Source organism: Enterococcus sp. AZ197 (genome assembly GCF_050556405.1).
Lineage (GTDB): Bacteria > Bacillota > Bacilli > Lactobacillales > Enterococcaceae > Enterococcus > Enterococcus faecalis.
This window is the reverse complement of the sequence record NZ_CP187873.1, coordinates 1718058-1730355: the sequence shown is the minus strand read 5'-3', so window position 1 is coordinate 1730355 and position 12298 is coordinate 1718058. Positions and strand designations below refer to the sequence as shown.

Annotated in this window: 9 protein-coding genes; 8 read left to right on the top strand and 1 reads right to left on the bottom strand. The window is 36.7% G+C overall.

Going from position 1 to position 12298, the window contains the following annotated elements:
• Positions 1-38 precede the first annotated feature (38 nt).
• Positions 39-1019: a polyprenyl synthetase family protein gene (locus IGK82_RS08455; RefSeq protein ID WP_010709652.1), complete on the bottom strand. Its 981-nt coding sequence runs from the start codon at positions 1017-1019 to the stop codon at positions 39-41.
• 121 nt (positions 1020-1140) lie between these two features.
• Here IGK82_RS08455 and IGK82_RS08450 point away from each other — a divergent pair, with 121 nt between their 5' ends.
• From IGK82_RS08450 to IGK82_RS08415, 8 genes are all read left to right on the top strand, one after another.
• Complete coding sequence (locus IGK82_RS08450) at positions 1141-2046, top strand: prenyltransferase (RefSeq protein ID WP_002360016.1); 906 nt, start codon at positions 1141-1143, stop codon at positions 2044-2046.
• 28 nt (positions 2047-2074) lie between these two features.
• Complete coding sequence (locus tag IGK82_RS08445; protein ID WP_002360017.1) at positions 2075-3286, top strand: NAD(P)/FAD-dependent oxidoreductase; 1212 nt, start codon at positions 2075-2077, stop codon at positions 3284-3286.
• A 170-nt stretch (positions 3287-3456) separates the two neighbouring features.
• The gene (locus IGK82_RS08440; protein WP_002369164.1) at positions 3457-5880 is read left to right on the top strand and encodes a DNA translocase FtsK; all 2424 of its coding nucleotides are present in this window, start codon (positions 3457-3459) and stop codon (positions 5878-5880) included.
• Between the two features lie 130 nt (positions 5881-6010).
• Positions 6011-6712, top strand: coding sequence for a GntR family transcriptional regulator (locus tag IGK82_RS08435; protein ID WP_002364244.1), 702 nt, complete (start codon positions 6011-6013; stop codon positions 6710-6712).
• A gap of 117 nt (positions 6713-6829) precedes the next feature.
• The gene (locus IGK82_RS08430) at positions 6830-7579 is read left to right on the top strand and encodes an ABC transporter ATP-binding protein (RefSeq protein WP_002381711.1); all 750 of its coding nucleotides are present in this window, start codon (positions 6830-6832) and stop codon (positions 7577-7579) included.
• Positions 7569-9398 carry an ABC transporter permease gene (locus IGK82_RS08425; protein ID WP_002404260.1) on the top strand — a complete coding sequence of 610 codons (1830 nt, stop codon included), beginning with the start codon at positions 7569-7571 and terminating at the stop codon, positions 9396-9398. The genes IGK82_RS08430 and IGK82_RS08425 overlap by 11 nt, the downstream gene beginning before the upstream one ends.
• Before the next feature lie 124 nt (positions 9399-9522).
• Positions 9523-10596 (top strand): 23S rRNA (adenine(2503)-C(2))-methyltransferase RlmN, encoded by a 1074-nt coding sequence (gene rlmN / locus IGK82_RS08420; protein ID WP_002356987.1) that lies wholly within the window; start codon positions 9523-9525, stop codon positions 10594-10596.
• A gap of 290 nt (positions 10597-10886) precedes the next feature.
• Entirely contained in the window at positions 10887-12215 is a 1329-nt protein-coding gene (locus IGK82_RS08415) for an APC family permease (RefSeq protein WP_002356988.1), read from the top strand.
• The last annotated feature ends 83 nt before the right edge of the window (positions 12216-12298 follow it).

The following is a 12298-nucleotide window of genomic DNA, read 5'->3' as shown; positions in this document are numbered from 1 at the left end:
TTTCTATTTCAATTAATGGCAATTCTTCCATAAAACGTTTAAAATGAACGATGTAATAAGAGCTCAGTTAAGGAAAGTAAGGTTTCTTTTGCTGTGCCACCAGGCAATTGTTGAATATCAGTGATTGCTTTGTTGGTTACTTTTTTAGCAAAAGCTTGTGCTTCTGTAACGCCATGATAGTCGTTGACTAGCGCCGCAACTTCAGCTGCCTCTTCTAAGGTAATGGCGCGTCCTTTATCCAAATAAGGGCTGAATACGTCAGGTGCTGCTTGATAAGCGAAGAGAAGGGGTAACGTATAAACACCTTGTGACAAGTCTTCTAAAGCGGGCTTTTTCAAGGTTTCCGTGTCGGCAGTATAATCTAAAATATCGTCATAGACTTGAAAAGCAATGCCAATATGACGGCCAATTCGTTTAGCTAAACGTTGGACTTCTTTTGAACTATGACCGAAATAGGCCCCTTCAAGACAGCTTAGTGAAAAAAGTTCGGCTGTTTTGCCGTTGACACTTCTTAAATAAGCAGGAATCGACATGCGACGGTCAAATCGATGACTCATTTGATCGAGTTCACCAAGTAATAACCGTTTCATTCCTTGTGCATTGATTTTCATAAATTCAGAGCCATTCATGGCATCTGCAATCAAAGTAAAGAATTCAGTGAATAGTAAATCACCTGTGTAAACAGCCACGTCTTTACCATATTGTGATTGAATAGTCACAGCGCCTCGGCGCAATGGAGAATCGTCAATAATGTCATCGTGAATCAACGTAGCCATATGTAGGATTTCCAAAGATGCAGCTATTTTTAATAGTTGTTGTTTCTCTTGTTTTTCTTCATCACCCAGTTGAGCAAAAAGAAAGAAAAAAGCGGGGCGTAATAATTTGCCGCCAGAACGAGCCAAAGTTACTAAGGCTTCTTCAATGTCTTCGTTGCGTGTATGCAACGTTTGTTCAATTAATTCACATGTTTCCGTTAAAGAACGTTCAACGTCAGGAAACGACTTCCAAAATGTGTTCATAAATATACTACGATCCTTTCAGTGGTTCAATACTATTTGATTGTATACGAATTGGCGACAGAAATACAGTAATTAAGTTTTAAAAGTAACAAAGTTTGTAAAAAAGTAGCGGAGGGATAGTTTGAATCGAGAAATATTTTTTGAATTAGTAGAATTAAAAGCAAAAACAGCGAGTGTTTTGCCATTTTTGTTAGGAATTTGTTTTAGTTGGTACCAATATGGGCGGCTCCATGTTGGTTATGTTTTAATTTTTTTCATTGCGATGTTTATTTTTAATATGGCGGTCGATATTTTAGATAATTATAATGATTACCATCATGCCACAGAAGTTCATGATTATAAGGAAAAAACGAATATTATCGGTCGAGAAAATTTATCTTTGCCATTAATACGCAAAATGATTTTTTGGATGATTCTCGTTTCTGCTTTAATGGGGATTGGGTTGTCATTTATTGTCGGCTGGCCGTTATTAATTATGGGTCTTTATTGTTACTTAATTGGTATTTTTTATTCATCAGGACCGAAACCTTTATCCAGTCTACCATTAGGGGAAGTTTTCTCAGGATTTACAATGGGGTTCATGATTACCCTTATTTGTGTCTACATTAATACGTTTGAAGTTTTCAATTGGTCAGCAGCTAATTTATGGGGGATTTTCTTAGTCGCCTTACCTAACACTTGTTACATTGCTAACTTAATGTTAGCAAATAATATCTGTGACTTAGAGGAAGATGAAAATAACAAGAGATATACATTAGTTCATTACCTTGGCAAAGCAAGTTCTTTGAAATTATTCGTCGGATTAAATACAATAGCAATGTTAGCCATTTTGTTAGCTGTCGGTTTAGGATTGACGCCGCCAACAATGTTACTCATGCTTTTAACTTTACCTTTTGTACGGAAACAAACCCAAGCCTTACTGAAGGAACAAGTGAAGAGTAAAACATTTGTTTGTGCTGTGAAGATCTTAGCTGTGGGAGCAACTGCACAAGTGCTATTTTTTGCCATAGGTTTGTGGTGGCTGTAAATTTTTTATAGAGTGGAAGGGAATCAAAATGAATAAGAAACATGTTGTTATTTTAGGTGCTGGTTACGCAGGCTTAAAAACATTACGCGAATTACAAAAAGGCGCCAAAGACGTCGAAATTACTTTAGTGGATCGTAACAACTATCACTACGAAGCAACGGATTTGCATGAAGTTGCTGCTGGAACACAACCAGCTGAAAAAATCACATACAATATTATGGATGTTGTCGATGAAAAAATGACCACCTTTATCCAAGGAACAGTTAAAACAATTGATGCTGCAACACAAACAGTTGCTTTAGAAGATGGCCAAACAATCAATTATGATTACTTAGTTGTTTCTCTTGGGTTTGAATCAGAATCATTTGGTATCCCTGGTGTGCAAGAACATGCTCTACAAATGGTAGATGTGAAAACGGCTTTAAACGTGTATGAACATATCCAAGAACAAATGCGTCAATACAAAGCAACTCAAAACGAAGAATTCTTAAAAATTGTTGTCTGTGGAGCAGGCTTTACAGGGATTGAATTATTAGGTTCTCTTGTTGAAAACAAACCAAAATTTGCTGAAATCGCAGGTGTCTCAGCAGATCAAATCCAAATTTATTGTGTCGAAGCAGTTACTCGCCTATTGCCGATGTTTAACGAAAAACTTGCGAACTATGGTGTGCAATTATTAAAAGATTCAGCTATTCATTTATTATTAGGTAAACCGATTAAAGAAATCAAACCAGGCGCAGTTGTTTATCAAGATAACGAAGCAGGCGACTTGGCAGAACTTTCTGCTAAAACAATTATTTGGACAACGGGTGTTAGTGGAAGCCACGTTGTAGGCGATTCTGGCTTTGAAGCTCGTCGTGGTCGTGTCATGGTTCAACCAGATTTAACAGATGCGAACCATAGCAACGTCTATATTATTGGTGACTGCTCAGCAGTGATGGATACAGAAACCAATCGACCTTACCCAACAACAGCACAAATCGCCTTGAAGATGGGCGCTCATGCTGCTAAAAATATTCAAGCACAATTGAAAGGGGAAGCAACTAAACCTTTCAGCTTTAAATCACAAGGTTCTGTTTGTTCTGTCGGAAATACACGTGCTTTAGGAATTGTTGGTAAAACAGACATTAAAGGATACCCAGCTTCATTCATGAAAAAAATTATCATGAACAAAGCGCTCTTTGAAACAGGTGGTACCAAAGAAATGATGGCTAAAGGTCGTTTCGACTTATACCATTAAGAATCAGCAAAATAAGAAAAATGGAACAGTGGTCAAGAGACCATTGTTCCATTTTTCTTAAATGAAAGTTTTAAAAAAATTTCCATGATTTTTCAAGTAAAATGAGGTGGGCACTTTTGTTCGATTCCATTTTTATGTATAATGAGAAGTGATGGAAAGAGGGAAGTTAAATGGCACAAAAAAGAGCAACAAATAAGAAAAAAAGTACGACAAAGAAAAAGACCAAAAAACAACAGCAACAACAAGAACGTTTAAATTATATGTTTCTTGGCCTGATTTTTATTTTATTCGGTGTCTTTGGACTCTTTCGCTTAGGGTTTTTAGGCACGTTATTAGCGAATTGTTTACGCTTAGTTGTAGGTAATACCTTTCCATTTGCAGCGATTTTACTAATCCTGTATGGCTTATTAGTCATGATTTATGGAAAAGATTTTCCGTTAAAAAGAGGGCGCCCTATTTTTGGGGCTGTTCTGATTTATATTAGTGTTTTGTTATTTTTCCATGCCTTTATGTTTCGAAATGTTAGTGGCAGTCAACCAGATATTTTAGGTAACACTTGGGAATTTTTGCAAAGCGATTTAAAAGCTAACCAAGTGACGCAAAACGTAGGGGGCGGTATGATTGGCGCGCTGCTTTATCAAGGAACGTACTTTTTGGTGGCACAATTTGGGAGCTATTTAATTGCCACCTTGCTACTGTTAGCGGGTATTTTCTTGATGAGTATGTGGGATTTTCAGCAAATTGTTGATCATTTCCAAAGTATTCAAGATCGCCTAAGTCATGTTTCGGCAAAATCACAGGCGCGACAAGAAGAAAAAGAGGCGAAGCGAGCAGCGAAGAAAGAAGCTAAGGCTGCAGAACGCCAAGCAAAAATTGAAGCCGCTGCCCAACAAAAATTACAAGAGCGGGAACGCATGGAACAAGCGGCAGCCGAGCGCTTAACAAAAACACCTGTTGAAACCCACCAACCAATGGTGGAAGAACCGGCCGCACCAACGCCTGTTCAAATTGATTCGTTTCAACAGCAAAATCAGGCGATGCCTGTACCACCAATTGCAGCAACAAAACCGCAACGAGAGCAGGAAGAAGAGGCGGCAGATGAAGCTGGTGTTCTCGAATTTGAAATTTCTGAAGAAGCGGAAGATCGTGATTATCAACTACCACCAACTGATTTGTTAGATACAATTCAAGCAACGGATCAAAGTGGTGAATATGAAAAAATCGAAAAAAATATTGGCGTCTTAGAACAAACCTTCAAGAGTTTTGGTGTTGATGCTAAAGTAGTCAAAGCTAGTTTAGGACCATCTGTCACAAAATTTGAAGTTCAACCCGCTGTTGGGGTAAAAGTTAGCAAAATTGTTAACTTGACGGATGACATTGCTTTAGCGCTTGCGGCCAAAGACGTTCGTATGGAGGCTCCGATTCCTGGGAAATCACTAATCGGGATTGAAGTTCCTAATAGTGCAATTAGTACAGTATCCTTTAGAGATATTGTTGAGGCACAACCAAGTCATCCAGATAAACTATTAGAAGTACCTTTAGGTCGAGATATTTCAGGGATGGTTCAAACTGCGGATCTATCAAAAATGCCGCATTTATTAATTGCGGGATCGACAGGGAGTGGGAAATCGGTTGCTATCAATGGCATCATCACAGGTATTTTGATGCAAGCGAAACCCCATGAAGTAAAATTAATGATGATTGACCCGAAAATGGTAGAATTGAATGTGTATAACGGGATTCCTCATTTATTAACGCCAGTGGTTACTAATCCGAGAAAAGCGGCCCAAGCCCTGCAAAAAGTAGTTCAAGAAATGGAATTTCGTTATGAAAAATTTGCAGCAACAGGCGTCCGAAATATCACTGGTTACAATCAACTAATTCAACAGAAAAATGCGGAAGATGGCGAAAATCGTCCAATTCTACCATTTATTGTTGTCATTGTTGATGAGTTAGCTGATTTAATGATGGTGGCAAGTAACGAAGTAGAAGATGCGATTATCCGTTTAGCCCAAATGGCACGGGCAGCAGGTATTCATATGATTTTAGCGACACAACGGCCAAGTGTGGATGTCATTACAGGAATCATCAAAGCAAATGTCCCTTCTCGAATGGCTTTTGCAGTCTCAAGTGGGACAGACTCGCGTACCATTATTGATACCAACGGGGCGGAGAAACTATTAGGTCGAGGCGATATGCTCTTCTTACCAATGGGAGAAAATAAACCAATTCGTATCCAAGGGGCCTTTATCTCTGATCAAGAAGTCGAACGAGTGGTTGCGTTTGTAACGGACCAACAAGAAGCTGAATATCAAGAAAGCATGATGCCAACAGATGAACCGACCACTTCAGGCGGTGGCGAAGCTCCTCAAGATGAGTTGTTTGAAGAAGCGAAAAACTTGGTGGTTGAAATGCAAACAGCTAGTATTTCATTGCTACAAAGACGTTTTAGAATTGGCTATAATCGTGCGGCTCGCTTAGTAGATGAATTGGAAGCACACGGAGTTATTGGACCATCAGAAGGTAGCAAACCAAGAAAAGTCTTTCTACAAGCGGAATCAGAAGAGGCAGCACCTGAAACACCAGAACAATAAACAAAAAGAACAAAAATAGATAAATTTATCTATTTTTGTTCTTTTTTTATAATTTCAGCAAAGCATCATGTTATAATCATCATTTTCTGGTAAAATAGAAAGGAATAGTGCGGTTGGGAGGGAGCGTATCATGAGAAGAAAGAGCGTGCTTTATTTAGAAGTAGCAGATCAGATTAAAGAAGATATTTTGAGTGGCAAGTATCCAGTAGGAACGTTTTTACCAACAGAAACAGAATTGGAAGAGCTGTTTAACGTTAGTAAAATTACGATTCGGCGGGCAATCGAAATGTTAGCAACGGAAGAATTTGTTGAGAAAAAAAGTGGCCGAGGCACAACTGTGTTAAGCAATCGTCCCTATAATAAACTATCAAAAGCAGGGACATTCACTGAATTTTTGAATGAATCAGGTCAGAAAGTAACTAAAAAAGTTTTACAAGTTGAAAACTTGACGTTGTCAAAAGAGATGCCTGCTTATCAATTTTTAGGAGAAGAAGTGGTTCACCTTTCACGGTTATATCTAATCGATGAACAACCCTATATTTATTTTAATTACTATTTGCCAGCTGCCATGAAAGACGTATCATTGACTGAATACAAAGAAGAATCCTTGTATCGTTTGATGGATCGACATGCCATTGAAATTTATAAATTTGAAGACCGTTTTGAAGTTGCAACTTTGACAGAAGCAGAGCAAAAGATGTTGCAAACAACTGAAACAACGGGCTTAAAAAGAATTCGGCGTTCGTTAAGCCCAACAGGTCGTTGCGTAGAATATTCAGAAGCTATTTATAATACGAAGATTCATCCTTATGTGATTGAATATGAAGCATAACTTTTAAAAGAATAACAGTGCACTTACAGTAATGTAAGTTCATTGTTATTCTTTTCTATTGTCGTTTTTTTTCGTTTTCGATACACTAAATGAGTGAGAAGAATAGGAGTGGAAAATATGTTAGAAGTACAAAATTTGAAAAAAGTTTACGGAAACGAAATTAAATATGAAGCTTTAAAAGGGATTAATTTAACTGTCCAAGATGGTGAATTTATTGGTATTATGGGACCTTCTGGAAGTGGGAAAAGTACACTTTTAAATTTATTGGCAACAATCGATAGTCCAACAGACGGTGAAATACTTTTAAATGGAAAAAATCCAAACAATTTGAATCAAGAACAAATTGCTAAATTCCGTCGCACAGAATTAGGATTTGTTTTTCAAAGCTTTAATTTAATGCCAACATTAACTGTTGAAGAAAATATTATTTTGCCATTGACGCTTGATGGAGAAAAAGTCTCTGTAATGAAACGACAATTAGCAGAATTAAGTGAGCGTTTAGGTATCAATCATCTGTTGAAAAAACGAATTGCAGAAATTTCTGGTGGACAAGCACAGCGTGTCGCCGTTGCGCGGGCAATGATTCATCATCCGCAATTATTATTGGCTGATGAACCAACAGGAAACTTAGATACGAAATCATCTAAGGATGTGATGGGCTTGTTACAACAATTAAACGAAGAAGAAGCGGCGACTATTTTAATGGTGACCCATGATCCGCTAGCCGCAAGTTATTGCAAGCGCATTGTCTTTATTAAAGATGGTGAATTAATTGATGAAATTGTCCAAAATGGCAATCAAAAAGAGTTCTACGATTTAATCATGGTGAAACTGGCTGAGATTGAAGGTGTCGATAATGAATTTTAATCAGTTTGTTATAAGAAACACGATTCGAAATAAGCATTTATACTTGGCTTATTTCCTAAGTACAATGTTTTCTGTGATGATCTTTTTTACGTTCACTGGTTTTGTCTTTCACCCAGCCTTAGCTAATGGTTTAAATCCTAAAGCACAAATGGGAATGACGGCTGCGGCTATTATAATCTATGGTTTCTCTTTCTTATTCGTTTTATACTCGATGGATGTCTTTATCCAATCTCGGAAAAAAGAGTTTGGAACCTTGATGATTCAAGGGATGAGTCCAAAACAGTTAAAGAAAATGATTTTTATTGAAAACTTAGTGATTGGTTTCTTTGCTACAATTTTTGGTAGCATTTTAGGTGTTGGATTTTCACAGTTTATTTTATGGATTAGCAATTTATTGATGCATCTAGGTTTAGGTTTTTATTTGCCAGTGATGCCGTTTATCATTACTGTCATTTCATTTGCGGTCTTGTTCTTAGTAATTTCTTTCTTTATTCAATTCCGCTTACCAAAAGCGACACTTCAAGAGCTATTAAAAGCAGGGGAAATGGGTAAAGGTGAAATCAAAAGCTCTAAAGTTAAATCTTTCTTAGCCGTGTTGCTTTTAGTTGTCGGTTACGGAATTGCTTTAGTTGCTAAGGGACAGTTAGTTTTAATGGTGATGTTCCCAGTAATTTTCTTAGTTATTTTAGGGACAAAATTCTTATTTGACCAATTGAGTGTTTCTGTCATTGAACGTTTAAAACGGAAACCAAAAATCTTTTGGAAAAAAACCAATATGGTCGTTTTATCAGATTTAGCATTCCGCATGAAAGATAATGCACGTTCGTTCTTCTTGGTTTCGGTGATATCAACGGTTGCTTTTGCTGCCATTGGAACGTTATACGGCGTGAATGAGATGATTTTTAAAGGAATAAGTTCTGTACCGTACGAACTGACATTGTCTGATTCGACCAACCCAGAAAATCAAGAAATGAAACAATTTGCGACAAAAACATTCCAAGAAAAAAATATTCAGTTTGATCAGATTGATTACACAATGTACAAAACAAGTGCCGGTATCCAATTAATCAAAACATCTGAATATAATAAACTCGCAAAATTTATAGATGAACCAACTTTAACAGGTGAGAAAGTAGTTAATTTATCACAAAAAGATGCTCCTTCTGCTGCATCAGTAGATGTCAAATCTGTTCAATTGGCAAATGATCAAGTTTTAAACATTGATAAAACAGAAGAAACCAATGTATTACCGACTTTTGGCGGTGTGGTTGTTATCCCAGATAGTACCTCAACAGATGGAATCAAAGAGGAAACAGAAACAATTTGGCAACCAAAAGAAGGCACAGATAAAGAAACCTTAATTGATGCTGAAAATATTATTGGTGAAAAATACCCAATGTTACTAGGAACCGCGGCTACAGTTGCAGGCATTACGCAATTTTATACGCCAGTTCTTTTTGTCGGACTATTTATCGGTATCGTGTTCTTTGTTTCGGCGGGTAGTTTCTTATACTTCCGTTTATATAGTGATATGAATACGGACGTTGAAAAATTCAAGATGATTTACAAACTTGGCTTGACGAAAAAAGAATTGAAGAAAATGATTTACCAACAAGTAGGTATTTTATTCTTTACACCGATTGTTGTTTCATTTATTCATGGAGCTGTTGCTTTGAAAGCAATGTATGCCGTGTTAGATCAGCCAATGCAATTAGCTGGCTGGCAAGTTTTAGGCGTTTTCTTATTGATTCAGGTCGTTTACTATTTAATTGCTAGAACGTTCTACTTCAAAAAAGTTTATCACTTAGTGAAAGATTAATTATAAAAAATCGTTAAGCATGCACGCTTAACGATTTTTTTTGATGTTCTTCGTGATATTGCATTCAAAGTGAGAATACGTTATAGTTATGAAGCGAATGTAATAGCAGAAATGAGGAAAAGAAATGCAGAAAGAATCCATTTATGGACTGACGAGAGAACAGCTTGTGGACTGGTTTTTAGCTCATGGCGAGAAGAAATTTCGCGCAACACAAGTGTGGGAATGGTTGTATACAAAACGTGTTGCTTCATTTAGTGAAATGTCGAACATTTCTAAATCGTTGATGACTTTATTAGAAGAAAATTTTTCATTAAATCCATTAAAACAAGTCATTGTGCAAGAAGCGCAAGATGGTACCGTGAAATATTTATTTGAATTACCAGATAAAAATATGATTGAAACAGTCTTGATGCGTCAAGAATATGGATTATCTGTTTGTGTGACCACTCAAGTTGGCTGCAATATTGGGTGTACATTTTGTGCTAGTGGGCTATTAAAAAAACAAAGAGATTTAACTGCTGGCGAGATTGTTGCCCAAATTATGTGGGTGCAACATTATTTCGATGAACGTGGGTTGGATGAACGTGTTAGCCATGTCGTTGTGATGGGAATTGGTGAACCATTTGATAATTACGCCAATGTCATGAACTTTTTACGAACGATTAATGATGATAAAGGCTTGGCTATTGGTGCCCGCCATATTACAGTTTCAACAAGTGGTTTAGTGCCAAAAATTCGTGAATTTGCAGACAGTGGACTACAAGTAAACTTAGCAATCTCATTACATGCTCCTAACAACGAAGTCCGTACATCAATTATGCGGATTAATCGTAGTTTTCCAATTGAAAAATTAATGGCAGCAATTGATGAATACATTGAAAAAACCAACCGACGTGTTACATTTGAATATATTATGTTGAGTCAAGTGAACGACCGACCAGAACATGCTCAACAATTAGCAGATTTACTACGGAATAAGAAAAAACTTTCTTATGTTAATCTGATTCCGTATAACCCAGTGAGTGAACACGATCAATATAGCCGAAGCTCTAAAGAAGCGGTATTAAAATTTTATGATGTACTCAAAAAGAATGGCATCAATTGTGTTATTCGTAAAGAGCACGGAACAGATATTGATGCGGCTTGTGGACAATTACGCAGCAAACAAATGAAAAAAGAAAAAGTCAAAAACCAATAATGTAGTTAAAATCGGATCAAAAAGGTTTCTTTTTGATCCGATTTTTTATTTATTTAATGAAAAATCGTAAATTTCTCAATTCTTGTTTATAAACAAAAGATGAATGCTCTAAAACTTTTATGACAAATTTTCTTTTTGTGGTTTTCAAACTTGAAATTCTAAAAGAAATAGCTATACTGAAAAGAGATCGTTACAGAATTTTTCATGAAAACAGCTATTATTTTCGTTATCTTTTCAAAAAAGTGGAAATTTTGTTACGCTTGTTTAGTTTAAATGAAATGAGGGAGTCTATGGAGAAAAAGCAATTAAAAAGAGAGATAACAACGTTTGGTGCGTTATCCACGGTAATGGGTACGGTGATTGGCGCTGGTGTTTTCTTTAAAGCTGCGAGTGTCGTTGGACACGCACAGTCAGCTAGTTTAGCTATCTTTGCTTGGGTGTTAGGTGGTGCCTTAACCATTTGTGCAGGATTAACCAGTGCCGAACTTGCTACAGCAATCCCTGAAACAGGTGGCGCAGTGAAGTATATTGAATATACATATGGTAAATTAGCTGGTTTTCTTTTAGGGTGGGCACAAAGTATCATTTATTATCCTGCCAACATTTCGGCGTTATCCATTATTTTTAGTACACAACTAATCAATTTGTTTCATTTATCGGCAAATTTATTGATTCCAATTGCCATTCTTGCGGGAACCAGTATCACGATAATTAATTTATTAGGAACAAAAATTGCTTCTTTGGTCCAATCAACGACATTGGTGGTAAAACTGATTCCAATTGCCTTGATTTCTTTAGTAGGATTATTTACTCCCGGACAGGTAGCTGTTTCACTTTTTCCTGTTGAAACAACAGCGAATACTGGCTTTTTAGTTGCTTTTAGTGGCGCCTTAGTCGCCACCATGTTTGCTTATGATGGCTGGCTAGGTGTGGGTAACGTGGCTGGTGAAATGAAGCGACCAGAAAGAGACTTGCCTAAAGCCATTATTTTTGGTTTGTTATTGATTACTTTAATTTATGCTTTAATTAATTTTGTATTTCTAAAAACATTACCAATTGAGCAAATCGCTGGGAATTTGAATGCAGCTTCGGATGCTTCTGTGGCTATTTTTGGACCAATTGGCGGCAAAATCGTAACTATTGGGATTTTAATCTCTGTATATGGTGCGTTAAACGGCTACACAATGACAGGGATTCGGATTCCTTATGCCTTAGCCTTAGATAATCTGATGCCTTTTAGTCGTCAGTTTCAAAAGTTGTCTAAACGCTTTGTTGTTCCTTACGTTGCTGGAATTTTCCAGTTAGCTGTAGCCATTATCATGATGTTTTTCGGAACCTTCGATTTATTAACGGATATGTTAGTTTTTGTTATGTGGCTGTTTAATCTATTAATTTTCTTAGCTGTTTTTATTTTAAGAAAACGAGAACCTGAATTAAAACGACCGTATAAAGTTCCTGGCTATCCAATTATTCCAATTATCGCAAGTCTAGGTGGTATCTTCATCTTGGTTACAACGAGTATTACACAGCCTATTCTAGCATTGATTGGTATAGGGATTACGCTTCTAGGAATTCCAGTTTATTTAGTTAATAAACAAAAAATGAAGCCAAAAACGTAAACGATCCAATCGGATTATCATAGTTTTTCTCAAAAATTTTGTGATTCAGAGAAATTTTTGAAAACTAAACGCAAGATTTTTTT

Bases quoted from the DNA above. Each gene is read 5' to 3' on its own strand.
- IGK82_RS08430 (WP_002381711.1), top strand. From the start codon at position 6,830: ATGTTAGAAGTACAAAATTTGAAAAAAGTTTACGGAAACGAAATTAAA.
- IGK82_RS08425 (WP_002404260.1), top strand. From the start codon at position 7,569: ATGAATTTTAATCAGTTTGTTATAAGAAACACGATTCGAAATAAGCAT.
- IGK82_RS08415 (WP_002356988.1), top strand. From the start codon at position 10,887: ATGGAGAAAAAGCAATTAAAAAGAGAGATAACAACGTTTGGTGCGTTA.
- IGK82_RS08445 (WP_002360017.1), top strand. From the start codon at position 2,075: ATGAATAAGAAACATGTTGTTATTTTAGGTGCTGGTTACGCAGGCTTA.
- IGK82_RS08440 (WP_002369164.1), top strand. From the start codon at position 3,457: ATGGCACAAAAAAGAGCAACAAATAAGAAAAAAAGTACGACAAAGAAA.
- IGK82_RS08435 (WP_002364244.1), top strand. From the start codon at position 6,011: ATGAGAAGAAAGAGCGTGCTTTATTTAGAAGTAGCAGATCAGATTAAA.
- rlmN (WP_002356987.1), top strand. From the start codon at position 9,523: ATGCAGAAAGAATCCATTTATGGACTGACGAGAGAACAGCTTGTGGAC.
- IGK82_RS08455 (WP_010709652.1), bottom strand. From the start codon at position 1,019: ATGAACACATTTTGGAAGTCGTTTCCTGACGTTGAACGTTCTTTAACG.